This window comes from Fictibacillus enclensis (assembly GCF_030123385.1).
Classification (GTDB): Bacteria; Bacillota; Bacilli; order Bacillales; family Fictibacillaceae; genus Fictibacillus_C; species Fictibacillus_C enclensis.
In genome coordinates this window covers 1177873-1201922 of sequence record NZ_CP126109.1, presented here as the reverse complement: position 1 = coordinate 1201922, position 24050 = coordinate 1177873, and the positions used below count along the sequence as shown (strand labels likewise).

Here is a 24050-nt window from a genome sequence, read left to right as displayed (position 1 = left end):
ATTTGTTATACTCAATATTAAATCGCTTACATTCTATTATCAATGGTAAAATACTGTTTTTGGAGGGTAATAAATTGCTGAACCAGGTGTTAGAGGAGCCATACGGCAATAGCGTATTTCAATACCGCAAAAAGGATATATCCATGCCTGCCAACCTGTGGTATGCAGGATGGGAGCTCCAAACCTCTTCCGCCTATCGGTGGAATGGGAATACAAGGAATGATGGTGATAACACATTTATCTTTCAATACACAACAAAGGGGGAAGGAAGGATCAGGGTGAATGAAACAACCTATTCGCTGTTACCGGGAGACGCGTTCCTTGTGGATGTTCCAAGTGACCACGAATATTGGCTGCCGGATGAGAGCAGTGAATGGGAATTCATGTTCATCACTCTGGTGGGCGAAAGCACCAAAATGTGCTGGGAGGCATTCACGGAAAAAAGGGGACCCGTCCTCAAGATCCCCTACTCTTCCCGCGTGATCCAGCTTCTTCATCAAATCAACCAGGAAGCCGCCAACAAAGAAATCAAGGATGCCTATATGGCCTCAAGCCGCGCCTATGAATTTGTCATGGCATTGCACCGTTTTGGCCAGGGGTATACCGAGGATACCGCCCCCATGCCGGAAAGCCTGCAGCAGGCCATTACCCATATCCATCAAAATATGAGCTCGCCGCTTCATCTGGAGGAATTGGCTGCTGTGGCCGGCTTGTCTAAGTTTTACTTTATCCAACTGTTTCAATCCCACCTCCAGACGACACCCATGCAGTACGTTACAAAGAAAAGAATCGAACAGGCGATGGCCTGGCTGTCGAATTCCACCATCCCGGTACAGGAAATCTCGCGCCAAAGCGGGTTTGATACCTCGAATTACTTTAGCAAGGTATTCAGACGGTATACTGGTGAATCGCCGAGCAGTTTTCGTGAACGCACCAGACACCGCAAATTTACAAATGTATTTTTGGATTAAAAAACCTCACTCCAGATGGAATGAGGTTTTTAGTCTTCCTGTATGCTATTGAGTATTTTTCCGAGCGATTTCTTTAATTGGAAAAGTTCTTGGTCATCAAGATTCATATTTTCGAGCAAGGCGCCTGGTATGCATGCCGCCTCCTCCTGCAGGGCTTCCCCCTTTTCGGTCAGAGAGACCATTACACTCCGCTCATCCTGTTTTGAACGCTGCCGAAGAATCAGCTCATGTGACTCCATACGCTTCAGCATCGGTGTCAGCGTACCCGAATCAAGGAGCAATTTCTTTCCCAGTTCTTTGACCGACACTTCCCTCTGTTCCCAAAGCACCAGCAATACCAGATACTGCGGATAGGTTACATCGAGTTTCTCCAGAAGCGGACGATACTGTTTGGTTATCTCCCTTGCTGCAGCATAAACCATAAAGCAGATTTGATTTTCCAATTTTAATGGGTCCTGTTCCATTTCTAACACCTCTTTTCCCTTTCCAATTCCTTACTACACTATAATCGACAAAAAAACATGCGTCAAATTAAATTGTGAAAAATTGAATTTTTGACAATCAGTAAGATATGTGCTAAATTAGCATCAAGCAATTAAATTGTGCACAATACAAATGATAAAAAGGAGAGATCTTTTATGTTAGATGCATTATATACAGCAAAAGCAACAGCAGACGGTGGACGACAGGGTAAAGTTAAATCCAGTGACAGCACCATCGACTTTTCATTGTCCATGCCAAAATCTCTTGGCGGAAAAGAAGAAGCAGGTGCAACCAATCCAGAACAATTATTCGCAGCCGGCTATGCCGCATGCTTCGACAGTGCCCTTCAGCTTGTAGCCCGTCAGGCAAGAAAGCGGATTGAATCCAGCGTGACAGCAGAAGTCAGTATCGGAAAAGACACAGATGGGGGCTTTGGCCTTGCCGTAGCTTTACATGCAAAAGTGAACGGAACAAGCCAGGAGGAAGCAGAGCAACTGATCGAACAGGCTCACCAGGTTTGCCCATACTCTAAAGCGACTCGCGGAAATATTGCGGTTACTCTCCACGTTTCAGCAGAATAATAATTAAGGCCAGTCTCTAACCTTTTAGAGACTGGCTTTTTCATGGGCAAATCAAATGACTTTTTAATTCGTGTCCGGTATAGTGGCTTAAACAACCAAAAACGGGAGGAATAAATATAATGAGTGCCATTGCTGTTTTAGCTACATTGAAAGCCAAATCGGGAAAAGAACAACAAACACAGGATGTATTGCTCGAAGTCATGAAGTATTCCAGAAATGAAGAAGGATGTCTTCACTATAACCTGCATCAAGCACAGGCTGACCCACAAACGTTTATGCTGTACGAACTTTGGAGCGACCAGGAGTCCATCGACCGCCATATGGATACCGCTCATTACAAAGCCTATCGGACCAACATCGAACCTCTTATACATGATCGTCAGGTTCATAAGTGGAATCAGATCGATTGAAAGCAGCCTTTTGACTGACTACAAAAGACGATACTGGGAGGCATATTCTTCATGCACTTAAGCATACTTGATCAAGTTCCCATTCCTAAAGGGCAAACCGCATCTGAGACCCTGCTTCAAAGTGCAGAGCTCGCAAAGCTTGCCGAACAATGGGGCTACAAGCGCTACTGGTTTGCTGAACATCACAGTACAAAAGGGCTGGCAAGTACAGCTCCTGAGATTATGATGGCACATATCGCGGCCCGGACAAGAACCATCCGGGTGGGTTCGGGCGGAGTGCTGCTTCCACAATACAGCCCTTTTAAAGTGGCAGAAACCTTTTTGCAGCTTGAAGCATTGTATCCCGGGCGAATTGACCTCGGCGTGGGGCGTTCACCTGGAGGAACGATGAAAACGAGGCTGGCCCTGACGGACAGCCTCAAAAAAAGCATGACGCAATATCCCCGTCAGCTTCTGGACCTAACTTACTATTTATCAGGATCTCTTCCTTCTGATCATCCCTATTACGGAATAAAGGCATCCCCGTCTGTTCCTTCACCTCCCCCGGTTTGGGAGCTCGGTCTCGGAGAAAACAGCGCACTGCAGGCAGCTTCACTCGGAATTGGATATGTTTTCGGGCACTTTATCCACCCTGACCGTGGACAGGAGGCATACAAAGCGTACTATTCAAACTTCGCTCCTTCCCCACTTCTTAAACAACCGGCAGGGATCACGGCCATCTTTGTTATTTGCGGGGAGAGTGATGAACATGCGGTAGAGCTCGCATTAAGCCAGGATTTATGGCTTCTTCGTGTGGAAAAAGGGCTCGACAGCAGAATCCCGAGCCTGGAAGAAGCGCATGCCTATTCCTTTTCACAAGCCGACCGGGAAAAAATCAAGATCAATAGAAAGCGAATGGTAATTGGCTCACCCCAAACGGTAAAACGCCAGCTGGAAAGCCTGGCCGAACGTTATCAAACGAATGAATTTATGGTGCTGACCAATCTATATTCCTTTGAAGAACGAAAGAAATCGTATGAGAGGCTGGCAGATATTTTTCTTTAATACTTCATTGCACAAAAAAGAGACCTTTTTAGGGTCTCTTTTTAATTATTTATAGATTTTCACGCGGTCTTCAAGCGGTTGGAATTCTTTTTCTCCCGGTACTGCAGCAGGTTTGCCAAACGGCATTTGTGCAATAAGATTCCAGCTTTCAGGCACATTCCATTCCCGTTTAACCTCTTCATCGATAAGTGGATTGTAGTGCTGAAGTGAAGCCCCAAGGCCTTCGTTTTCAAGAGCAGTCCAGATAACCAATTGAAGCATCCCTGAAGAATGATGAGACCAGATTGGGAAGTTGTCCGCATAGGCTGCAAATGATTCCTGAAGTCCTTCAATCACTTTTTGGTCTTCGAAGAACAATACCGTACCATATCCACTGCCAAAAGCATTCATTTTATCTTCGGTTGGAGCAAATTTGTCTGCAGGCACCATTTTGCGCAGTGTTTCTTTCGTAATGTTCCATAGCTTGTCATGATTTTCACCCAATAGCACAACAACACGTGCACTTTGAGAGTTAAATGAAGAAGGCGTATGCTTTACTGCATGCTCCACAATCTCCTGGATTCTTTCATCGGAAGCCACTGTTTCTTTACTGATTCCATAATACGTGCGTCGATCTTCAACAGATTTCAAAAAGTCCTTTGCCATGATGGTGTATTCCCTCCAACAATTTTTAATGTTAATTACTTTATATAAGTTAGTATAATTATTATATTTCATTACGTCAAGTACAAAGCGATAAATAAATCAGCCGATTAGCATGGTTAATTCTGATCAATAGCGGGAATTCTTTTTAAAACCCTAATGAGGAGGATTCACCATGAAAACATATGAAGTTAAAACGTATTTTCTTGAGGACGATGGCTTTATTCCCAACAACCCACGTCTGCCCGTTTTGTTTTATGAAGGTGTTTTATCCGAAAAACCTCAGCAGGCAGAAGAAATTTTCCTTTCCAACAACTGGCTGAACAGCTGGCAGGGAGGAGTATACGACTTTCACCACTATCACAGCAATACTCATGAAGCCCTGGGTGTGGTTTCGGGTTTTGCCACAGTAAAAATTGGTGGTAAATCAGGTGAGGAACTTCAGATTCATACCGGAGATGTACTTGTTCTCCCTGCAGGAACCGGACATATGAATGTGGATTCCAGCTCCGATTTTCAAGTCGCCGGTGCCTATCCAGAGGGGATGGACCATAACCTGATGCGGGGTGTTGACGGGGAACGTCCGCGTGTTCTTGAGGAGATTGGTGCGGTTCCGCTTCCTGAAACAGACCCTTTATTCGGAACAGACGGCCCTTTGCTCCAGTATTGGCAGGTAAAATAAAAAGCGCCCGAATCATTAGCGATTCGGGCCTTTCTTATGCCATTGATTCTGGCGGCAGCGGCTCTTTTTTTAGCGTTGGTTTACCTATTTTTGATTTCGTTTTGATGAGAGAAATGACGGCAATCACTAAACCACCTGTCGTATCCGCGATTAAATCCACCATTGTATCGCTGTTGCCTCCGCCCTGCAGTGTCATGTGAAACAGCTGATCCATGCTGAATTCATACATTTCCCACAGTACCCCGCCTAACACAGCAAAAGAAAACACAAACCAAAACAGAAGCCAGGGGGAGATTTCTGTTTTTCCTTCCCTGTGGACCAGTCGTTCATAAAGAGCGATGGCCACAAATGCCAGCAGCGCCCCGCTCAGCAAATGAAGAAAGGTATCCCACCATCCCAATCCATAAAAATGAAGAATGGATCCTAAATATTGTGAAGCAAAAAGAAACACAAGATAGGAAAGTGTAATCGAAAGGTTAAACGCGAGTCTCGTGAACTTCGCCAGCACAAGCGGAATGGCGCCGCATAATACTCCTCCAATCGCGACCTGATAGCTGTGCGTTGTTCCTTTTGAGAAATAGTAAAAAAACAAAACCGCCATAAAAACGGTGTAAGCCAGACTGAGCATAAGCACCCATTTTCGTTTCATAAGAACACCTCTTTGTTTCTTCCTTCTTATAAATTATTGCCACTCCCTCCAGAAATATGAATGATTCCGTGACATGGAAAGGCCCGGAACAAATTTTGTTCCGGGCCTGAACGCTATAACCTATTATTGTTTGGTTGTCTCTATACGATTTCTGATCGGTTTGATCACGTTCATATCCACATTGTATGTCTTCCCGTTGTATATCACTTTGGCTTTGTCATCCCCATCCCTGCCAGTAATCTTTACGCTTTTGCTCTCGATGACAAAGCTTCCGTCCTTCTTTTCCACATGTTTGGCATTTCCCAGCTCTTTGTTAATCACAGGTTCAATCGTTTTTTCATAAGCTTTCGAGGCGGAATTTGCGCCTTCTTTACCAATATCCGCAATCTTTCCCGGGCTGACTCCAAATACAACAATGGCGATGAGTGCAATAATGCCAAAAAGAATAGCAGCACGTACAGCAAGCTTTAGCAAGAATATAAAAACAAGTATGGCGACGACAGCCAGAATAACAAGCAGAAGATGATTCTCCAACCAAGCCATGATTTTTGTCATCCCTTCCTTTTTATCAGAATATTACCCCATTTACCTAGAAAGTAGGCAAGGAAAGAACTTCCTTTTATCAGGATGCGCTTGCTTTTCTGAGCGTCTCCTTTACAGAAGAGCGGGAGAAATAGCTATGAAGCACCATGCCAAGCATAACCAGAAACATGCCAAGCCAGCTTAAAGCAGTTGGCAGCGGCAGTGACAGCAGCCAAATCTCTCCTGCAGCCGCAAACAGAACTTCTGCCGACTGAGTCGCTTCCACCGCTGCAAGCTGCTGCATGCTTCCACGTACCAGGTCAGTCGCATAAAAAAACAGCACCGTTGCGATGACACCTGAAGAGAGAGCCACAATTCCTGTTTGTAAGATTTGTGCTTTGGCAGGCGGCCCTATTGTTGCTATCCCTATTACAGAGAGAATGATCCATACTGGCAAGCTTGCCAGTGTCATACCGAGCACTCTCTGATACGCATCGAGTCTTCCCCTGCAGACCTCCATCATTTTCCGGTTTCCAAGCGGGTAAGCAAACGAAGCCAGAATCACAGGAAGGACACCAAGCAGAACATCGTTAAACGACAATGTTCTCGCCTGCTCCAGCTGCAATAAAGCAATACCGAGCAGGATAATGAGCGACATCGACAGGCCTTTAAATGGGATCTTCCCCCGTACCGCTTCCATCCCATTTGGTGTTTGAACCTGTTCCTTAAAAAAAGGCACTAAGAGTGATCCGGAGATGATGGTAATCTGCCAGGTTCCTGCAATGAGCCATCCCGGCTCGTAAGCCGCGGCAAAGCAAATGGGAGCGTAAAAAAGGCCAAACCCAACCATACTCCAAATTCCCCATGCTTTTGGGTCTTCCTTCATCACCTGTACAAGAGACGGTAAATTCCCTCTAATGCCCACAATAATAAGAAGAAACGGCACCATGAACAAATACCGGAGTGAAGCACTCCAAATCCAGCTTCCTCCCGAAACTTCCATTAATGAATTGAGAACAAATGTAAAGGCAAAAAAGAACGCTGAACCTATACCAATCAATACCGGACGCATGACAACACCTCTGTTTTATTCTTGTATGAGCAGTTCTCCAAGACTGAGCCAGTTCTTTTCCGTTAACTGTGCCGTCTTCTCCCTATCTTTTTCTATGCAGGCAGAGATGATTTGCTCATGCTGCTGCACAGATTGAATTCCCTTTAATGAACCGAATTGTGCCATCTCCAGCCGCCTGATTTTTACCGTACTGGACTCCAGGGCTTTTCTAAGCTCCGGATTGCCGGCGGTCTCCAAAAACACTTCATGAAAACGTTCATCCGCTGCAATTGCAGCACTTACGTTTTGTTCTTCCATTGCTTTTTTCAGACTTTGGTTGTATTCCTTCAATTTTTGAACATCCTCGTTATGGAAAACAGGAACGGCCAACCTGGCTGCAAGTGCATGCAAAGCTGCGACTACGGTAAAGGCATGTTTTGCCTCCTCTTTATGCAGCGGGGCTACCCGTGTCGCAGAACCTGGCATCGCTTCCACCAGTCCCTCATCTTCCAGTCGTTTGAGCGCCTCTCTTACCGGTGTCCGGCTGATTCCAAATTGTTCGGCCAAATCCTTATCATTGAGCCTTTCTTCTGGTGCCAGTTCCAGTGAGAGAATCGCTTCCTTTAAATGTTGATACACTTCATCCCTCAAGGATTGTCGTTTAATTCGTTGAATTTTTTTCATAAAACCAATATATCGCATATCAATTGAATGCTCAATAAAAAATCAGCTTCCTGCGAAACTAAAATCCTTTTGCAGGACAAAATATATATTGGAAACATTCCAACCCAAGGTGCACATGCACTAAAAGAAGGAGCGCTTGAAGTTGTTTCGACGAAAAAGACTTAAATACCGCAACACTCCCCTGCAGCAAAAAACAAATAAACAATATCTTTCGTCAGATTTAAATAAAAATCTGGAGGTTCTTCGCTCCTTGTATGAAGATTCCTTTGATGTGGTGTTTCAAACATTTTTGGTGGGTGGAAATTTGAAAGCCGCTCTTATTTATATAGAAGGCTTATCCAATGTGGATGAACTTCACGATAATGTGCTTGCACCGTTAATGGAAGAAAGACAAGGAATAGCACCAAGTCCAAAGGCAATCATAAAAGAGCGTCTGCATCTTTCAAAACTAAAAGAATTTAAGACCATCGATGATTGCATTGAGAACATTTCAACCGGAAATCCTGTACTATTCGTAGAACAAGAAGATTTAGGCTTCGCCTTAGGCTTGTCCCAATGGCAACAAAGATCCATTGAAGAGCCCACGGCCGAGAGCCTCGTCCGGGGACCAAGGGAAGGATTTGTAGAAACACTGGGAGTGAATACTTCCATGCTCCGGAGAAAAATTAAAAGCCCTGACCTGAAAATGAAGTCAATGAAAATTGGCCGTTATACCAGCACGAATGTTGTAATTGCTTACATAAAAGGACTGGCGGATCAATCACTCATTAAGGAAATTGAAAACCGGCTGCAGCGGATCGATATAGACAGTGTGTTAGAAAGCGGTTATATCGAGGAGTTGATCGAAGACAACCCCCGCTCTCCTTTCCCTCAATTGATTAACACCGAACGGCCTGATACCGCTGCTTCCAATCTGCTGGAGGGCAGAGTGGTGATTTTAGTCGATGGTACTCCCTTTGTTTTAATTGCACCCATTGGCTTTTTTTCTTTACTGCAGTCACCCGAAGATTATTATCAGCGTTTCATTGTAAGTTCAAGCATCCGACTCTTACGTATGCTGTTCATGGGCATCTCTCTAGTTTTGCCTGCCCTCTATGTTGGGGTTACGACCTATCACCAGGAAATGGTGCCAACTTCGTTGCTGATTAGTGTAGCAGCATCAAGAGAATCCGTTCCTTTCCCGGCGTTCGTGGAAGCTTTACTTATGGAAATTACGTTTGAAGCATTACGTGAAGCGGGGGTCCGGCTCCCTAAACAAATTGGAGCTGCAGTAAGTATTGTTGGTGCTCTGGTCATAGGTGAGGCTGCTGTCTCGGCCGGCCTCGTTTCTGCCCCAATGGTCATCGTTGTCGCCATTACGGGAATTTCCTCCTTTATGATGCCGCATTACACACAAGGGATGGCGTTGCGGCTGTTGCGGTTCCCTTTGATTTTATTGGCTGCTACTCTTGGTTTGCTTGGAATTATGCTCGGCATCATTACGATTGTCATTCACTTATGTACGTTACGTTCGTTTGGTCTTCCATACTTAACGCCCGTTGCTCCTTTATCTGGTAGTGGATTGAAAGATACCTTTTTTCGGGTTCCTTGGTGGATGATGGACACCCGGCCTCATTTAACTGGAAAATTCAATAAAAATAGACAGGCTCCTGGTGAAAAACCGAATCCTGGTAAAGACAATCAATAGCGTGAATGCGATAAGGGAAGGATATGAATTTGGATGACTCTCTTTCTATCTCGAAAATACACAATCAAGTTCAACATTCTTCTCTTTGCCTCTTTATGTACCTTGCTAACAGGCTGCTGGGACAGAAAAGAAGTGAATGATATGGCACTGGTTTTGGGAGCTGCAATCGACAAAGCAGGAGATAAACATATTGAGCTTACGATTCAAACCTTACAACCCCGTAATGTTAGCAGTGACCGGCAGGGATCAGGCAGCGGGCCCATCATCTCCGTGCGATCGGCGGTTGGAGAAAATTTGGCTGATGCTGCATCGAAGCTCCAGACAAAGATTTCGCGTCAAATCTTCTGGGGGCATTGTAAAGTATTCATCATTGGAAAAACCCTTGCAAAAAGAGGAAAACTTAATCAGGAGATTGACTTTTTACTGCGTCATCCGGAACCCCGTGAGAATGCTCACCTGTTTGTCAGTAATGAAAAAGCAGCCGATATTATGGAATTAATGCCTCCGCTGGATCGTTATGAAGGAGAAGCTCTCAGAAGGTTATCTCTGATGGGAACAGGCACAGCTGTCACTGTTAACGAATTTGAGGTAATGCTTACAAGTGCAGGGGGGGGCGCCATACTGCCGTTAATTAAGATTTCACCCCGGATTCACGGGGAAGAAAAAGCAGAAACGTCTGCTTATATCGCCGGTACCGCTATATTTAAAAGAGATAAAATGGTCGGACAAATTGGTGCAAAAACAACGCAAGGTTTATTGTGGCTTAGAGATGAAATCAAAGGAATGTCCATTACAGTTTATCCGAAGAACAAGGGATCCATATCCTTGGATCCTATTCGGCAAAGAACGACTCTGGTCCCTGATATCAACAACGGAAAATGGAAAATTACAGCCAAAATACATTCAGAAAATACTGTTGTAGAGAATGGCACAAATCTTAACCCGATGAAATCAGGCGTTGTTAAACAAATTGAATATGATGCAAATAAAAATCTCGAACACCGTATAAACCTTGCCTTGAACCAAGTTCAGAAAGGAATGAAAGTAGACGTGTTCGGATTTGGAGAGGCCTTTCATCGCAAATACCCAAAAGAATGGATGAAAATGAAGAATCAATGGCAAGAGGCGTTTCCACTGCTCGAGGTGGACAAAAATATCACACTGCGTATACGACGGCCCGGTTTGTCTACCACACCTGCAGGGTTAAAGAAGGAAGAGATTAAAGAAAAATGAAATGGATATCGGTAATTGGGATAACAATAGTTGTAGCAATTCTTGCTTTTTATGAATGGCCGAAGATGAAAAAGGATTGTCAAAAGGAGAAAATGGCCTTTATTACCATTACAACAATCGGGTGGCTGTTGGCCATCGTCCTTCTTTTCTTTCCGGACTTGCCCGGACCCACACATTTGATAGTCAAGATTTTTAAACCTCTGGGTCAGGTGCTTGTACAAGAGTAAGATTGATAAAAACTTGAATCGAAAGAGACGATGCCCGTGCAGGAAAAAATAAGTAATTCCCAGCTTTTTTATATTATGATTGGGTTCGAAATAGGAAGCACAGTGATATTTGGTTTAGGGGCACAAGCAAAACAAGATGCATGGTTAGTGATCCTGACTGGGATGTTATGTGGTCTTGTTTTAATGTGGGTGTACACGAAGTTGGTGGATCACTACCCTGGACACACACTTACTCAAATGATACCAAAAATCGTGGGTCGATATATTGGCTACCCATTGAACTTGGTCTATATCCTTTATTTTATTTATCTGGCCTCTCGGGTAGCAAGAGATTTTGGTGAACTGATCGGTGGGACGTTTTTGCCCAAAACCCCAATGCCGGTCGTGATCGCTTGTTTTATGGCGGTGATCGTTTATTGTTTAAGCGGGGGCATTGAAGTGTTCGGCCGTACAGGAGAGGTATTAGTGCCCTTTCTTTTCCTAGTTGCAATCGTAAGTTGGAGTATTGTATACAGCTCACATATATTTGATATTAAGCGCTTAACACCAATTCTTGAATCAGGAGCAGGGACGATATGGAAAGCTGCATTTCCTCTGGTTGTTACGTTTCCTTATGGAGAGATGGTACTGTTTATGATGTTCTGGCCTTCATTATCAGATCAGACAAAAGTAAAAAAATTAGGATTAACGGCTGTATTTGTTGCGGGGATTTTGCTGACTATTAATATGGTCAATGTGATTTCTGTTATTGGTCCCAGATGGATAGAAGAGAGAGTTTATCCACTGCTTACAGTGGTAAAACTGGCATCGGTTGCAAATTTTATTGAGCGGATTGATGCGGTTGTCATTATAACCATGTTTATAGGCGGTTTTTTCAAAGTGGGTTCGTTTATTTATGGTGCGGCAATTGGTGCGGCTGAGCTGGTAAAAAAGGAAAGCCGTCGTTCGCTGGTTGTTCTAATCGGTGTAATCATTGTTCCATTGTCATTGATCATCGCCGGTTCCTATATTCAGCATGTAAATATCGGACTAAACAAGGTACCCCTGTTTTTACATGTACCTCTCCAGATTGTAATACCGTTCGTTTTGTTGGTTATAGCGACAATACGTAAAAGGTATGGAAGCCGGTAAGTTTCTTTTAAAAAACTATGGAAATACTAAAAAAAAAGGCATTGGGGCAGAATGATGATCGAAAAAGGCAAAATTTCATCCTACCAGATGGCACTTATTATGTATCCGACAATAGCAGCAACCGCTCTTCTTACCGTTCCAGGAATTACAGGTATGTATGCCGAACGGGATATGTGGATTTCTCCTATCATTGGGTCTGTCAATGGTTTTATCACAGTGTTTATCGTATTTCAATTACATAAGCTTTATCCTCAGGAATCGCTCATTCAATTGATAGAAAGAATTATCGGACGCTTCATGGGAAAAATAATCGGTTTTCTCTATCTGTTCTTTTTTCTCCATTCCGGGAGCATTATTTTAAGAGAGTACTCAACATTTATTAGTGTATCGTTCTTGCAAACAACGCCACCATTTGTAATCATTGGCGGTATGGTACTGGTTTGTTCATTTGCTGTGCGCGGAGGTATAGAAGGACTTGGAAGAACGGCTAACTTGTTTGTTCCTATGGTAGCCCTTCTTCCTCTTCTGATAGCCTCGCTTCTTTTAAAGGATTTTGAACCCCAAAATATGTTACCGGTAATCGAGCATGGGTTTGGGCCAGTTTTACTAGGTGCTGCTGCCCCTCAGGCTTGGTTTGGGCAAACACTTTTTATCTCCATGATCCTGCCTTTTTTATCCGATCGGGAAAAAGGAATGAAATGGAGCCTAATCATGGTCATTGTCATTACGGTTAACTTTACGATCACCAATTTGTTAGCTGTTTTCTTATTTAATGGAACGGCCAGTGGATATGCCTATCCCTTGTTTACCGCTGTCCGCTATATTACGATTGCCACTTTCTTTGAGCACCTTGAATCCGTTACAATCGCGATATGGATTACGGGGATATTTATCAAAATAGCCATGGTCTATTACGCACTTGTACTGGGAACTGCACAATGGTTAAACCTCAAAGATTACAAACCCATTGTATTTCCATTTGGCCTTCTACTGACGGTTTTCGGTTGTCAATGGGTAGCTCCCAACTTTGAAACACTTAATCAATTCGTCGTTGTGATTTATCCTTTTTATGGAACTTTGTTGTTGACTTTTATTCCGCTTCTATTACTGGTTATCGCAAAAATCAGGCAAAAACAGAACAAAGAAGATTTCTAAAGCTTTACAATAACAAAACACTCCCGGCCTTTATACTCGTTTTCGCCTATACACCAGCTCACCATCATATTCTTCACCTGTCGGAACATACCCTATCCTCTCATAAAGGTCGATGGCATGTTGATTTTCCCTGTTTACGGTTAACCGTGTTTCCTTAGAATGTGGAAATTTCCTTTCAATCCAGGAAATCATCTCATTCAACGCTTGCTTTCCATATCCCTTTCCCTGCTGCTGTTCATCAATAAGAAAGCCATTAATCCAATACATGTTTTCTGTATTTTGCACATACGCATGCATAATGAAGCCGACCATCCTGTCATTAACATAAATGGAGAAAGGCAGATATTCAACGTCATCACCGTCGGGTTTGATATACACTTTAGCCAGAGAGACTGCGACTGACGGTACCAGTTTTTCCTGCTCTTTCATCACCTTCAATCTTAATGCTTCTTCCCAATTATCACGATCGACTTTCCTGAGTTCCATCATCCAGTTTCCTCCTGCCAATCAGCTTGCAACTCTATTTCCTCACCAGGTTTGCACCTTCCTTTATAAAAACAAAAAAACCGGCGTCAACCGGTTTTTTATTGATTATGCTGTTTTTCTGTATTTTCCTGAAATACCAATCGCAAAAGAGATGATGGTCGTAATGAGCAGCGCCTCAGTAATCGAGCTTAAAAGCGGACTAAAGGCCATTGCGCTGTAGATTTGAATGGAAATGCCAATCGGAACACCTAAAAATAAAACAGCGGATCCGAAAAGCGCATTTTTGGTCGTTGTCAGTGAAGTGCGGTGTGCCCAATCAAGAACACGCAGAGCTGTGATCCAAAAAATGCTGACAACCGCCCAGAAAAAAAGAAGAGCTGCAATAAAGGAATGGGACGACAAACCGAAAAGCACTTGCTCGGAATACAAATCGATATTCATAAATACTTTAATGGTTTGATACGCTCCTACTCCAAACAGCAGTACAAGGTAAAACAAAGCAAACTCCATGCCTCTATGGTTCTGTAATCTCCGTTTCCATGAATGCATCATCTTTCCCCCAAAAAATGACTTATATGTTTATCGTCTAATCATACAAAAAACAATCTGAATTTTAAACCTGTTTTTTAAAAATTTTTGCAAAATAACGTTAATTGGTAAGATTGTACTACTTTTTAATCTTTTTATCTAATTTCATATACGTCAAAACTTCCGTATCAATCTTTCCTTTCTCCTGTTCCCTGTCTTCAAAGTTTTCTGTGTGGATATAGGCGGTGAGTGCTTTATACACCTTGCTGTCGTCAGCCGATGCGCCTTTCAGATAGTTTAGCCTGAGCAGCTCCCTGCTGATTTCCTGCTTCACTTCTTCACTAATTTCTATAATATTTTCCGGCTTGGAAGGCGCAAAGTATAATTGGTGCAGCTTATAGATTCGTTTCAGTTCTTTAATGGGTTCTTGGTGATCTTCCACTCGCAAATCAATATAGCGGTCATTATATCCGCCATAGCCGCCCCGGTCTTTCACAACCAGCAAAGCGGCGGACTGCTGGCCTCTGCTGTCCCCGCCAGCTTCTTGTCCTGCCTGCAAGGCTGCAAGCAACCGTTCAGCAAGTGTTCCCTCCGCCTCAGAGAAAGTCTTCCCCATGGCTTCCACTGTTGCTGAACTAACCAGGATATTGCCCTGTGCCGCAAAATGGGGACCCGTTATTCCTCCCGCCCAGTCGTAACATTCTTTCCCGGTAAAGGTAGCACCATTTCCGTTGGCATCGATCAGGCCGACCTGACGCATTTCCCGTTGCTCGTCCTTTTCGATCAACATCTTCAGCGTTGTCTCTGCTGACTTTCCTTGCTCCATCTCGTTCAGTGCCTGCGGCCCGTATGAGGTATTGGCATAGGACTGTGTGGCAACAGCCCCTATTCCTGCCTTTGCCCAGGGAACTACCGCACCCACCCCCAAAAATTTGGACTGCACCGCAATTCCCCATTCTTTTTCAATAGGATCAAAGCCTACAATTGAATATGTCATTACAAAATCTCTCCTGTCTTTTAATATGTAAAAATGCTAGATATTATGCTTTTCTGAACAAAGCTGTCTGGAAACCAGGGAGACCAAATAATCTCTCGTCTTCTTCCACGGCCGGAGTGCTGCATCTTGAAAAGGTCCTCCTTATTCAGAATGACTTCGCTTTGATCGTCTCCCGGTTACAAATTTTTTACCCTATCTAATTCTTCAAAATCACCTTTAATTCCTCTTTTTTCCACATCTTTCAGCAAAATGACAAAAAAAGCAGGCTGCTTCTGGAGTAGTTGGTTTCCGTTTCAGCCTACAATGAAGAAGCCTTGCAACGATATTCTCTAAGCTACAATCTTTTTGTAAAACTAAAAAAGAAAGAGCCTCGAGAGCTCTTTCTTCCATTGAATATATTTATTACAGCAGGGTTTCCGCTCCGTCAATATAAACTTCTGTTCCTGAAATATGGCTGGACCGTTCGGACGCCAGAAACAGGGCGAGATCCGCTACTTGTTCAGGCTCACCAGCCTTATGTTCAAGCGGTTGATTTCCCTCCGGGTATTCGACAGGAATGCTGATTTCTTTTACATCATCTGTTGGATGGGTATTTTGCCCAATGTTCGTGGAGATAGCTCCCGGACAGATGGCATTGACCCGGATTTTATATCGGGCAAGTTCCAGCGCCGCCATTTTCATAAAAGCCACTTGTGCTGCTTTGGTAGAGCTGTATGCCGACATCCCAAATCCTGAAAAACTTCGGTTTCCATTGATGGATGCCGTAATGACAATGCTTCCACCTTCTTTTTTTAAATGAGGAACCGCATGCTTAACCGTTAAAAAGGTACCCGTTAAATTGGTGGAAATGGTCGTGTTCCAGTCTTCCAGATTAAATTTCTCAATGGAGGAAAGAGTTCCATTGATTCCGGCATTGGCATACAGAACATCCAGCCTGCCCCATTCTTTTACCGCTTTTTCAATGCCTGCCTTCACCTGGTCTTCGTTTGTAACATCCATTTCTGCAGCAATGGCTGCCCCGCCGGCCTCTCTGATTTCCTTTGCGGTTTCTTCCGCACGCTCTTTTTTGACGTCCAGGACGCAGACCTTCATCCCCTCTTTCGCAAATGCAATGCAGGAGGCCTTTCCGATTCCCGATCCTCCTCCTGTGACAACAGCCACTTTGCCTTCTTCCTGGTTATAAACGGTTCCCATATGTATCTCCTCCTTTGGATTTATTACTTATATACCCACTTATTCTGCACTTTTTATAAAATTTAGAAACTTTCTTATGTTACACTGGGTTTGAGGGTTGCATAGCTATTAATTGAAACGTTTCAACTGTTGAGGAGGATGAATAATGACACCACTTTCCAATGAAGAATTAATGGACCTTGAAAGCAAACATTCCTTCCTGTTTTTCTGGCAGGAGGCCAATAGTAACCCCGGAAGCCCTGGTTTCGGATTGATCCGCGACCGTGCGCCGGGTGATCCCGAAATGTGTTCTGTCGCTTCGGTCGGTTACGGATTAACAGCGCTTGTGATCGGAGCTGAGCGGCAGTGGATCACCACGGATGAAGCCCAGCGGCGTGCCGAGGGGACACTTGATACACTATTGCAGCACGCAGAAGAAGTGAACGGATTTTTCTATCACTTTCTTTCTATGGAAACGGGCAAACGGTATGATAATTCCGAGGTTTCCGTCATTGATACAGCCATTGCCGTGTGCGGGGCCATTACGGCCGGTGAATATTTTGGCGGAAAGTTGAAGGAAAAAGCACAACAGCTGTATGAACGTGTGAATTGGGAGTGGTACAGAAATCCGGAGACCAACCAGTTTTACATGGGATATACACCTGAACGCGGCCATTGGGGCGCCTGGGACATGTATGCCGAGCAATTCATGATGTATTTTCTCGCGGCGGCTTCTCCTACACATCCGGCGGACCCTGAGATGTTTTACGATTTCCATCGCCAGGTCAGCACTTATGGCGATGTTCCTCTGTTCATTTATACTTGGACAGGCTCTCTGTTTACCTATCAATTTTCCCATGCCTGGTTTGATTTACAGAACAAGACGGACCGGGACGGCCTGAACTGGTGGGAGAACTCGGTTAAAGCCTCGCTTGCCCACCGTCAATACTGCATGGATGAATCGGAAACCTTCAAGACCTTTGGTCCCAACTCGTGGGGCCTGACGGCATGCGATGGCCCTTCCGGCTACAGAGGGGATTACGGAGCGCCACCTTCCGGACGGTCAGGAGCCAATGACCAGCATCATCCTGATGGGACCGTTCCTCCTGCAGGCGCTATCGGTTCCATTCCTTTTACGCCAAAAGAAAGCCTTGATGCGATGCAGCATTACTATAACCATGTTCCTGAGCTTTGGGGAGAATACGGCTTCAGGGATGCTTACAATCTGGATGTTTCTCCTCCCTGGTATGGCCGTGATGTCATCGGAATTGATAAAGGCATTTCCCTGCTCATGATCGAAAATCACCGGTCGGGACTGGTCTGGAAATGGTTCATGAAAAATAAATTTGCCAAAAAAGGATTGGAACTGACCGGTTTCACCGAAAAACCTCTATAAAAAATGCCTGCCAGCTTGTGCCTGGCAGGCATTTTTCTTATTCTCCTGAAATTCCCGTTTTATCCGTTACTTCCACAAACCATCGCTGTGCCACAAAATAGAGCACCAGTAGCGGCAGAATGACAAGCATGGTGCCCGCCAGTTTAATGGATTCATTAATGTCCGTTTTCGCCGATGCCGCCTGACTGCCGCCAAACATATTTTTGAATGCATCGTTAAACTCCTGAAGCTTTAAGGGAAGCGTGGACATGGCATCGCCAAGATACAGGGACGCCATATACGTCTCATTCCAGTGCCAAACAAAGGAAAAGAGGAACACAACGACCATCGCCGGAACCGAGATGGGAAGCACGATTCGGAAAAAGATCGAGATTCTTCCAGCCCCGTCAATCTGTGCCGCCTCTTCCAGAGCCACTGGAATCGACTTAAAAAACTGGGTGTAGATCAGGATAAACAGCGTGCTTTTGATCCCCATCGCAAAAATGGCCGGAAGGATAAACGGCAGGGATGAACCGGTCATCCCATAGTTCTCAAACAAGAGATACAGGGGGATCATGACCACTTGCGACGGGATAATGAAGGTAATAATCATCAGTACAAACAATACCGGTTTTCCCGGAAAATTGAATTTCGCAAAGCCGTAACCGACAAGCGCACAAGAAATCGTTTGTGCCACCGCCGGCAGAGCGGCATTCAAAAGGGTGGTGCTCAGGGTTTTCGGGAAATCAAGGACCTGCCATGCCTGAATATAGTTATCCAGGTTAAATTCCCGCGGTATCCACATGACGGTCGGATCAAGCAAATCGTCCATGCTTTTAAAGCTCTGCGAAAGGATAAACAGGATAGGATATAAGTAAACAAAGCCGATGCAAATAAGCAGGTAATAGGTGAAAAATTTAAAAATGAGCCCGTCATTTCCCTGTTTACCCAATAAGAGACGCCTGCCACGGAGAAGAAACGGATTTTTCCCGTACCTCCCTTTAGCAAGAACAGAGCCCGCAGGCGGTGTTATTTTTTCATGTTCTGCTATGGTTTTCATGAGACTGTCCCCCTTTTCGTACGCGGCTTCCGGTACCCCAGCTTACGCTCTCTCTTATCTTCCTTATTTCGGAAAAAGAAAACAATAACCAAAAGGATCAGCAGGATCAGGGCCTGATAAATCCAGGAAAGCGCGGTTGCATAACCAAACCCGGTTTCAATTTTGAACATATTCTCTTTAATCAGCTTGATGATGTCATTCACCGAGTTGGTAAACAAATCAACGGTGGTATAGATCAGGTTGACGAGTATAAACGGTTTTAAGCCAGGCAATGTAATCTTCCAGAATGTTTCCCATGGTGAGGCCCCGTCGATTGCGGCCGCCTCGTATATGCTTCTGTTGATTTTCTGCAGTCCGGCCAGAAAAATCAGAATCTGTACACCCGAAAACCAGAGAATCAGGATGAACTTCTGGATCACCTCAATGATCGGATCCGCAAGTCCAGGGCCCAAAGAATCCTTGATCATGCTCACAATGCCATACTGTTCCACCATAGGAATGGTTCCTGCTCCCTGTGCAAACAGCTCAGTGATTACGGCACCGCTGGAGATCACGACCGGAAGGAAAAAGATAGCCCGGAACATCCCCTTCATTTTGATCGGCTGGTTGATCAATAGAGCTACAATCATGGAAAAGATGACAACAATTGGCACCATGATGATCACCGATTTGGTAAAGTTAAATACTTCATCCATAAAATAGGGATCCTTAAACAGAGCGTACTGATAGTTATCAAGTTTAATAAATTGCGACTTAATGCCATCCGGTGTGATGAATACCTTCTCAAAACTCATTTTCAAAGAAGAATAGATCGGATACGCCATGAAAAAAAGAAAGCCGATCAGCCAGGGAGAGATAAACAGCAATCCTGTCAGCGTATTTTTTCGTTGGTTGGTCATTGCCTGCTCCCCCTTTTTAATAGAAAAAAATCTCTTGCCGGAATGGAATGGCCAGCCGCTTTTACTGCCTTGGATTGATAATTTACCAGAATGGCTGCTCCATTTGAATAGGTCACTTCAACCACTCCTGGCTGATAGACTTTACGGTTCTCAATAGTTTCTCCGGCTACCTCCCCAAGCGGCTCTTTCACTCGTTCATAAATTTCTTTTGCATCGTTCATCCAGTCCTTGTAATAGGACGCGCCAATGGATTTTGACGGTCCTTTGCTTAATAGATGAGACGGTTGCTTTGTAAAATAAAACGAAGGATAGGCTCCTGATTCTACCATCTTTAAGATCGTTTCATTTTTATCAGCCGCAAAGTTCAGCGGTGAAGTAAAGTAATCGATATAGCCGTGAAGCACCATCTGCACAAAAGGAATGGTGTCTGTCGCATACATGTATTGCGAGGAATCCATTACTATGTTGTAGATTTTTGATGCATGCTTTAAGAGATAAGCGTTCGGCTGATACACAGCCAAATCTCCAAGTTGATTAGAAAGCTGGTCTGCCAGTTTCATATAATCGGATGCAGCTTTATCCCGCCCTGTGGGCTGCGACTTTTTGAAATCTGAGAACAGAATGGAACCCGTATTTTCCAGTGCTGCGCCGGCTGAAGGGATATTTTTTATTTCTTTTGTATCCTCCCTGGCCAGGCTGACTGCTTTATGTGGAGAAATGTAATACCGCTCCAAATCGATTTTTTCCTTTTCAAATGGATCGCTTCCAATCCGCTCAATCAACACCTGATTCGTGATCTTGCGTGACGCTTCCGTTTTCTCATTGAAATTATTGGCTCCATCATAGCCATACGTGTAATCGAGCTGAAGCGACAGCGCGATCCCCCGGTTCTTAAGCACATGGGCGAGATCGGTCAAACCGTTCTCACCGCCAAGCTGATCGGCAACGGGAAACCGTTCCGGGTTGCTGCCCGTAAGGCCGCCATTGCCCCATCCACGTAAAAGCACATCCAGATTAGCAAGGCCATCCGCTTTTAATGTTTTCGTAATGTCATCAACATCCTGAAACTTCGTCATCTCCACATACTTGCGGCTGAACAAGCCTTTTTCCATTTCACCACCAAGAAATTCAACATGGGCCGGCACATCTTTTTTTGCAGATTTTGTTTTTCTCAGAATACCTTCATTCTCCAGGTAGCTTCGATAGGACTTGGCCATCCCTGTGTAAGATGCCTGATCTTTTTGAAGAAAATGGTACCTGATCTTCAGGTCCGTCTGAATTCTTGTTTTTTGGTAGGTGTTGTATCCGCCCATATTTTTGCTTGTTGGCTGAAAGTATGCGTTGCGGATGATAAACCGCGGGCTAATCCAGTTAAAGTTGGTGTTCAACCCTGCCGGATAGGCCACAATTTCTGAATTGTACTGGCCCTTTTCAACAATGCCGAGGAAGCCGTTCTGCCCTTCGCCATGAACCGCTCCAAAGACCGGCATGGTTACATTAATATCCCTGTTGTCCCCCATTTTTAGAGGATTAACGGAATAGTCCTGGCCGAAGATCCTGCCGACAAACGGTTCGTCATAGGAAACTGATGGCTTTTGGTAACGGATAAGAGCCCCGCTTCCATCCGGAATCATCATATAGCCGGGTAGATCATCAAGCCGGGTGCTTCCCATAAAAGGATAGACATAGAGATTAGCAAGCTTGTGATCTTTTTCGCTCCAGCTTTTTTCCGGCACGTTTACAACGAGCTCCTCACCCTCAATGCTTACTTGCACATCAAAGGACGTTTTTAATTTCTTAAGATTCACGGTAAACTGAAAGCCGTTTTTGATCGCCTTTTTGTTTACCACCTGGCCGTCAAGCGATGCTACGCTACCTCGATCGAGCCCTGCATTTTCGTTAAAATAATCGACCATCACCGGGGAACGGACAAGCATGCTCCAGTCCTCGTTCAACTGCTCTTTTTTCAGGGTCTCCTTTGCAGGATAAGAAGACCAAGCATATCCTGTTTTTTTATTTTTCACCATAATGCCCATCGTTTTGCTGTCAACATAAAGTGCGATGGAAGGCGTTTCTGCTTCTTTTTTGTACTCAGCTGGAATGGATTGGGATGTTACTTCCTTTTGTTTTTTGTCCGGCTGTGTGTAGCGGTTGGAACTCAGCTCAACGGCTGAGAGTTCCTCATGTTTTTTCAGTATCTCTTGCGGCGGCACATCCTTCGTTTTGGTAAAAAGCCCTGAAGCGCCTGTTAAGCCGCTTGAAATCAGCAGCAGTACTGCAAGCATCACACCAAACACTGCTTTTTTCACTGTGAATTTAAACACGGGCCATCACCTCCGAAAGGATAGCATCTACAAAATCATACAGCTGGTTGGTCAAACCAAACATCATAAATCCGATCAGCCCCAAAATCCCCATCCCCGCAAAGGTTAAAAGGATATTCTTCAGGGTTTGTCCAAGCTCGAACCGGTGGATTTCCTTGACCATTAAAAACATGAGAAGAGCCGTCCAAACCATCATCCCGAACCGGGCAATATCATAAAGCACCGATTCCATTAACGTAAGTCCGTTGGAAATAATGGCAATCGGGATACCCAAAAAGATGTAGGGACTGAAGGCGTATGCTGTCCCAATATAAACGTCACGCAGTTTTCCTTTACCGTCATTGATAGTACTCACCAGGTAGTTGGCAATGATCCAGACGGCAATCGGGGCGAGAATTTTCCATCCTTCATTAAATATCCTGATATTGTCGGGATCTTTTGCACTGAATAGAAAATTGGTATAGAGAAGATCAATGAAATAGACAGTAACCAGTAAAATGTAAAGGATTGTCGCCATGAACACAGAGCCTTTGCCTTTTTGAATGAGCTCCCAATAGCCATCGATCGGATGCCTCATGATCCGGAAGGACTGCAAAAATTGTGAGATGTATTTTTCCTTTTTTACGATCTGCCACTGGTTCATCACACGGGCGCCTAGTCCCTTTTTACGATACAATCGCCTCATCATAAAATAGGCGGCGAGAAGGACAGCACCGGCAATAATAAAAGATGAAGTATGCTCAAGCATCCATTTCCGCCGGATCTCCCAATAGGCAGTGGAGTAGCCTTCCATGTCCTTTGAGATGGAGAACCGTTCGAGTGCCTCTTCGTAGTTCCCTTTCTTTAAAGCCGCCATCCCCATTCCCTGGTGAGCCAGCCCGAACATGCTGTTGTACTTAAGAACTTCTTGCCAGTACCCTTCACTCTTTTCATAGCGGCCTTCCGAGTAATAGGACATCGCTTTATGCACAAGATTCGCATAGGCGGTGGGCTGGAAAACCTGGATGGCCCCCCGCTGTTTATCAAGCACGAACACGCGTCCTTTTGAGTTCACCGCAATGCCTGAAGGGCTCTTTGTCAGACCAAGGCGCTGGTTCCCGCTGTCCTCTCCGCTGAACGTGAAAATCAGGTTGCCCTCTGAGTCGTATTCGTAAATATAGCCAAATTCGCCGTCAACTGTATAGATGTTCCCCATGAAATCCACGGTGACGTCTGACAGGCTTGTACTGCTCATTACCGATGGAATGAGGTTGGAGCCGGAGATGTTCAGCTTTTTGATACTTTCTGTTTTGGTTCCGGTGGTGCTTGTGTAAATCAGCCCTTCATCATCAATGGCAAGGTTGCTTGCCGAAGGAGGGCGCTTGCTTTCTAGTTTTTTCAGCTGTTCCTTTGTATACAGCACCTCCTGGATCTTTCGTTTCAAATCAAAGGAGGTCTGGTTGGCACCGAAATAACCAAGAAACTCTCCCTTTGGACTGAATTGCGCAAGCCCTTCGACGGATCCTTCAAGCACCGCATACAAGTTCCCCCGCTTATCGACAATGACCTTTTTCGGGACAAAGTTGGTGTCTTTGCCAAAGAGAAGCGAATCGGGTTTTCCAAACTCGTTCACTTTTTTGCCGTGAGCGTCAAACTCAAACAGCTTCTGGCTCCCGTAATCGGCCACAAATACATGGCCGTTCTCCTTCACAAAAACCCCGGTGGGCTGGGTGAGCACCCCTTTCCCGATACTCTTGCTGTACTCGCCGTCAGGGCTTAGTACGGCAATTCTGCCGTTGCCGGCATCCGCAACATAGATCCGGTCATGCCGGTCAATAAAGATGTCTTCCGGCTGTGAAAAAGGTTGAAGTTTTTCTTTTCCGACGCCTTCTGTATTTCCGATGGAAGCCAGTCCATTGATCATTCCGGTCGGCAGGTAGGCATCCTGCGTAATCATCCATTCACCGTCGGGATTGATCGTATACGTATCATAAGGTGCAGAAGCTTCGGTTTTCCCCGGAAGCCAAAGGAGAAAAACAATGAACATGAGTACCATTTTTTTAGCCACAGTCTTTCC

Annotated in this window: 25 protein-coding genes; 11 read left to right on the top strand and 14 right to left on the bottom strand. The window is 44.7% G+C overall.

Annotated elements, in window-relative coordinates; translation table 11 throughout:
* The first annotated feature begins 74 nt into the window (after nt 1-74).
* Nucleotides 75-971, top strand: a complete 897-nt coding sequence (locus tag QNH15_RS06485; protein ID WP_283893452.1) for an AraC family transcriptional regulator — start codon at nt 75-77, stop codon at nt 969-971.
* A 29-nt stretch (nt 972-1000) separates the two neighbouring features.
* Here QNH15_RS06485 and QNH15_RS06480 read toward each other — a convergent pair whose 3' ends face one another.
* Nucleotides 1001-1435 carry a MarR family winged helix-turn-helix transcriptional regulator gene (locus tag QNH15_RS06480; RefSeq protein WP_283893450.1) on the bottom strand — a complete coding sequence of 145 codons (435 nt, stop codon included), beginning with the start codon at nt 1433-1435 and terminating at the stop codon, nt 1001-1003.
* 174 nt (nt 1436-1609) lie between these two features.
* On the opposite strand from QNH15_RS06480, the gene QNH15_RS06475 reads away from it, so the two are divergent.
* The 3 genes from QNH15_RS06475 (at nt 1610) to QNH15_RS06465 (ending at nt 3489) form a co-directional block, all read left to right on the top strand.
* Complete coding sequence (locus QNH15_RS06475) at nt 1610-2035, top strand: organic hydroperoxide resistance protein (RefSeq protein WP_283893448.1); 426 nt, start codon at nt 1610-1612, stop codon at nt 2033-2035.
* Nucleotides 2036-2154: 119 nt separating this feature from the next.
* The gene (locus tag QNH15_RS06470) at nt 2155-2445 is read left to right on the top strand and encodes a putative quinol monooxygenase (RefSeq protein ID WP_283893446.1); all 291 of its coding nucleotides are present in this window, start codon (nt 2155-2157) and stop codon (nt 2443-2445) included.
* Nucleotides 2446-2496: 51 nt separating this feature from the next.
* The gene (locus QNH15_RS06465; RefSeq protein WP_283893444.1) at nt 2497-3489 is read left to right on the top strand and encodes an LLM class flavin-dependent oxidoreductase; all 993 of its coding nucleotides are present in this window, start codon (nt 2497-2499) and stop codon (nt 3487-3489) included.
* Between the two features lie 45 nt (nt 3490-3534).
* Here the strand turns inward: QNH15_RS06465 and QNH15_RS06460 are convergent, their stop codons facing one another.
* Nucleotides 3535-4134, bottom strand: a complete 600-nt coding sequence (locus QNH15_RS06460; RefSeq protein ID WP_283893442.1) for a nitroreductase family protein — start codon at nt 4132-4134, stop codon at nt 3535-3537.
* 172 nt (nt 4135-4306) lie between these two features.
* On the opposite strand from QNH15_RS06460, the gene QNH15_RS06455 reads away from it, so the two are divergent.
* Nucleotides 4307-4813 (top strand): cupin domain-containing protein, encoded by a 507-nt coding sequence (locus QNH15_RS06455; protein WP_129477272.1) that lies wholly within the window; start codon nt 4307-4309, stop codon nt 4811-4813.
* Nucleotides 4814-4847: 34 nt separating this feature from the next.
* Here QNH15_RS06455 and QNH15_RS06450 read toward each other — a convergent pair whose 3' ends face one another.
* The 4 genes from QNH15_RS06450 to QNH15_RS06435 form a co-directional block, all read right to left on the bottom strand.
* Complete coding sequence (locus QNH15_RS06450) at nt 4848-5462, bottom strand: DUF2238 domain-containing protein (RefSeq protein WP_283893439.1); 615 nt, start codon at nt 5460-5462, stop codon at nt 4848-4850.
* 123 nt (nt 5463-5585) lie between these two features.
* On the bottom strand, nt 5586-6005 hold the full coding sequence (locus tag QNH15_RS06445) for a hypothetical protein (protein ID WP_283893438.1): 420 nt from the start codon (nt 6003-6005) through the stop codon (nt 5586-5588).
* A 79-nt stretch (nt 6006-6084) separates the two neighbouring features.
* Nucleotides 6085-7056: a DMT family transporter gene (locus tag QNH15_RS06440; RefSeq protein WP_283893436.1), complete on the bottom strand. Its 972-nt coding sequence runs from the start codon at nt 7054-7056 to the stop codon at nt 6085-6087.
* Between the two features lie 15 nt (nt 7057-7071).
* Complete coding sequence (locus tag QNH15_RS06435; RefSeq protein WP_283895459.1) at nt 7072-7719, bottom strand: GntR family transcriptional regulator; 648 nt, start codon at nt 7717-7719, stop codon at nt 7072-7074.
* A gap of 142 nt (nt 7720-7861) precedes the next feature.
* Between QNH15_RS06435 and QNH15_RS06430 the strand changes: the two genes are divergently transcribed.
* The 5 genes from QNH15_RS06430 to QNH15_RS06410 are packed head-to-tail and all read left to right on the top strand — an operon-like array spanning nt 7862 to nt 13152.
* Nucleotides 7862-9406, top strand: a complete 1545-nt coding sequence (locus tag QNH15_RS06430; protein WP_430667128.1) for a spore germination protein — start codon at nt 7862-7864, stop codon at nt 9404-9406.
* A 33-nt stretch (nt 9407-9439) separates the two neighbouring features.
* Nucleotides 9440-10639, top strand: coding sequence for a Ger(x)C family spore germination protein (locus QNH15_RS06425; RefSeq protein ID WP_283893435.1), 1200 nt, complete (start codon nt 9440-9442; stop codon nt 10637-10639).
* Complete coding sequence (locus QNH15_RS06420; protein ID WP_283893433.1) at nt 10636-10866, top strand: hypothetical protein; 231 nt, start codon at nt 10636-10638, stop codon at nt 10864-10866. The genes QNH15_RS06425 and QNH15_RS06420 overlap by 4 nt, the downstream gene beginning before the upstream one ends.
* A 36-nt stretch (nt 10867-10902) precedes the next feature.
* Complete coding sequence (locus QNH15_RS06415) at nt 10903-11997, top strand: GerAB/ArcD/ProY family transporter (protein WP_283893432.1); 1095 nt, start codon at nt 10903-10905, stop codon at nt 11995-11997.
* Between the two features lie 51 nt (nt 11998-12048).
* Nucleotides 12049-13152 carry a GerAB/ArcD/ProY family transporter gene (locus QNH15_RS06410; RefSeq protein ID WP_347343370.1) on the top strand — a complete coding sequence of 368 codons (1104 nt, stop codon included), beginning with the start codon at nt 12049-12051 and terminating at the stop codon, nt 13150-13152.
* 30 nt (nt 13153-13182) lie between these two features.
* On the opposite strand, the gene QNH15_RS06405 is transcribed toward QNH15_RS06410, so the two are convergent.
* The 4 genes from QNH15_RS06405 to QNH15_RS06390 all read right to left on the bottom strand — a co-directional run bounded on the left by QNH15_RS06405 (nt 13183) and on the right by QNH15_RS06390 (nt 16357).
* Complete coding sequence (locus QNH15_RS06405) at nt 13183-13641, bottom strand: GNAT family N-acetyltransferase (protein WP_283893430.1); 459 nt, start codon at nt 13639-13641, stop codon at nt 13183-13185.
* A gap of 102 nt (nt 13642-13743) precedes the next feature.
* Nucleotides 13744-14190, bottom strand: coding sequence for a hypothetical protein (locus QNH15_RS06400; protein WP_129477280.1), 447 nt, complete (start codon nt 14188-14190; stop codon nt 13744-13746).
* 115 nt (nt 14191-14305) lie between these two features.
* Nucleotides 14306-15163, bottom strand: coding sequence for a DUF1028 domain-containing protein (locus tag QNH15_RS06395; protein WP_283893427.1), 858 nt, complete (start codon nt 15161-15163; stop codon nt 14306-14308).
* Between the two features lie 402 nt (nt 15164-15565).
* The gene (locus tag QNH15_RS06390; RefSeq protein ID WP_283893425.1) at nt 15566-16357 is read right to left on the bottom strand and encodes an SDR family oxidoreductase; all 792 of its coding nucleotides are present in this window, start codon (nt 16355-16357) and stop codon (nt 15566-15568) included.
* Between the two features lie 145 nt (nt 16358-16502).
* Between QNH15_RS06390 and QNH15_RS06385 the strand changes: the two genes are divergently transcribed.
* Nucleotides 16503-17732, top strand: coding sequence for a glucoamylase family protein (locus QNH15_RS06385; RefSeq protein WP_283893423.1), 1230 nt, complete (start codon nt 16503-16505; stop codon nt 17730-17732).
* Between the two features lie 37 nt (nt 17733-17769).
* On the opposite strand, the gene QNH15_RS06380 is transcribed toward QNH15_RS06385, so the two are convergent.
* The 4 genes from QNH15_RS06380 to QNH15_RS06365 are packed head-to-tail and all read right to left on the bottom strand — an operon-like array spanning nt 17770 to nt 24041.
* Nucleotides 17770-18771, bottom strand: coding sequence for a carbohydrate ABC transporter permease (locus QNH15_RS06380; protein ID WP_283893422.1), 1002 nt, complete (start codon nt 18769-18771; stop codon nt 17770-17772).
* Nucleotides 18768-19670, bottom strand: coding sequence for a carbohydrate ABC transporter permease (locus tag QNH15_RS06375; RefSeq protein WP_283893421.1), 903 nt, complete (start codon nt 19668-19670; stop codon nt 18768-18770). Before QNH15_RS06375 ends, QNH15_RS06380 begins: the two co-directional genes overlap by 4 nt.
* A complete protein-coding gene (locus QNH15_RS06370; protein ID WP_283893419.1) occupies nt 19667-21994 on the bottom strand; it encodes a DUF5696 domain-containing protein in 2328 nt (775 codons plus the stop codon). Before QNH15_RS06370 ends, QNH15_RS06375 begins: the two co-directional genes overlap by 4 nt.
* Nucleotides 21987-24041, bottom strand: a complete 2055-nt coding sequence (locus tag QNH15_RS06365) for a YIP1 family protein (protein WP_283893418.1) — start codon at nt 24039-24041, stop codon at nt 21987-21989. Before QNH15_RS06365 ends, QNH15_RS06370 begins: the two co-directional genes overlap by 8 nt.
* Nucleotides 24042-24050: the final 9 nt, after the last annotated feature.

Bases quoted from the DNA above. Each gene is read 5' to 3' on its own strand.
- QNH15_RS06375 (WP_283893421.1), bottom strand. From the start codon at position 19,670: ATGACCAACCAACGAAAAAATACGCTGACAGGATTGCTGTTTATCTCT.
- QNH15_RS06405 (WP_283893430.1), bottom strand. From the start codon at position 13,641: ATGATGGAACTCAGGAAAGTCGATCGTGATAATTGGGAAGAAGCATTA.
- QNH15_RS06385 (WP_283893423.1), top strand. From the start codon at position 16,503: ATGACACCACTTTCCAATGAAGAATTAATGGACCTTGAAAGCAAACAT.
- QNH15_RS06445 (WP_283893438.1), bottom strand. From the start codon at position 6,005: ATGGCTTGGTTGGAGAATCATCTTCTGCTTGTTATTCTGGCTGTCGTC.
- QNH15_RS06425 (WP_283893435.1), top strand. From the start codon at position 9,440: ATGACTCTCTTTCTATCTCGAAAATACACAATCAAGTTCAACATTCTT.
- QNH15_RS06410 (WP_347343370.1), top strand. From the start codon at position 12,049: ATGATGATCGAAAAAGGCAAAATTTCATCCTACCAGATGGCACTTATT.
- QNH15_RS06395 (WP_283893427.1), bottom strand. From the start codon at position 15,163: ATGACATATTCAATTGTAGGCTTTGATCCTATTGAAAAAGAATGGGGA.
- QNH15_RS06475 (WP_283893448.1), top strand. From the start codon at position 1,610: ATGTTAGATGCATTATATACAGCAAAAGCAACAGCAGACGGTGGACGA.
- QNH15_RS06455 (WP_129477272.1), top strand. From the start codon at position 4,307: ATGAAAACATATGAAGTTAAAACGTATTTTCTTGAGGACGATGGCTTT.
- QNH15_RS06465 (WP_283893444.1), top strand. From the start codon at position 2,497: ATGCACTTAAGCATACTTGATCAAGTTCCCATTCCTAAAGGGCAAACC.
- QNH15_RS06435 (WP_283895459.1), bottom strand. From the start codon at position 7,719: ATGAAAAAAATTCAACGAATTAAACGACAATCCTTGAGGGATGAAGTG.
- QNH15_RS06390 (WP_283893425.1), bottom strand. From the start codon at position 16,357: ATGGGAACCGTTTATAACCAGGAAGAAGGCAAAGTGGCTGTTGTCACA.
- QNH15_RS06380 (WP_283893422.1), bottom strand. From the start codon at position 18,771: ATGAAAACCATAGCAGAACATGAAAAAATAACACCGCCTGCGGGCTCT.
- QNH15_RS06480 (WP_283893450.1), bottom strand. From the start codon at position 1,435: ATGGAACAGGACCCATTAAAATTGGAAAATCAAATCTGCTTTATGGTT.
- QNH15_RS06470 (WP_283893446.1), top strand. From the start codon at position 2,155: ATGAGTGCCATTGCTGTTTTAGCTACATTGAAAGCCAAATCGGGAAAA.
- QNH15_RS06460 (WP_283893442.1), bottom strand. From the start codon at position 4,134: ATGGCAAAGGACTTTTTGAAATCTGTTGAAGATCGACGCACGTATTAT.
- QNH15_RS06400 (WP_129477280.1), bottom strand. From the start codon at position 14,190: ATGATGCATTCATGGAAACGGAGATTACAGAACCATAGAGGCATGGAG.
- QNH15_RS06440 (WP_283893436.1), bottom strand. From the start codon at position 7,056: ATGCGTCCGGTATTGATTGGTATAGGTTCAGCGTTCTTTTTTGCCTTT.
- QNH15_RS06420 (WP_283893433.1), top strand. From the start codon at position 10,636: ATGAAATGGATATCGGTAATTGGGATAACAATAGTTGTAGCAATTCTT.
- QNH15_RS06450 (WP_283893439.1), bottom strand. From the start codon at position 5,462: ATGAAACGAAAATGGGTGCTTATGCTCAGTCTGGCTTACACCGTTTTT.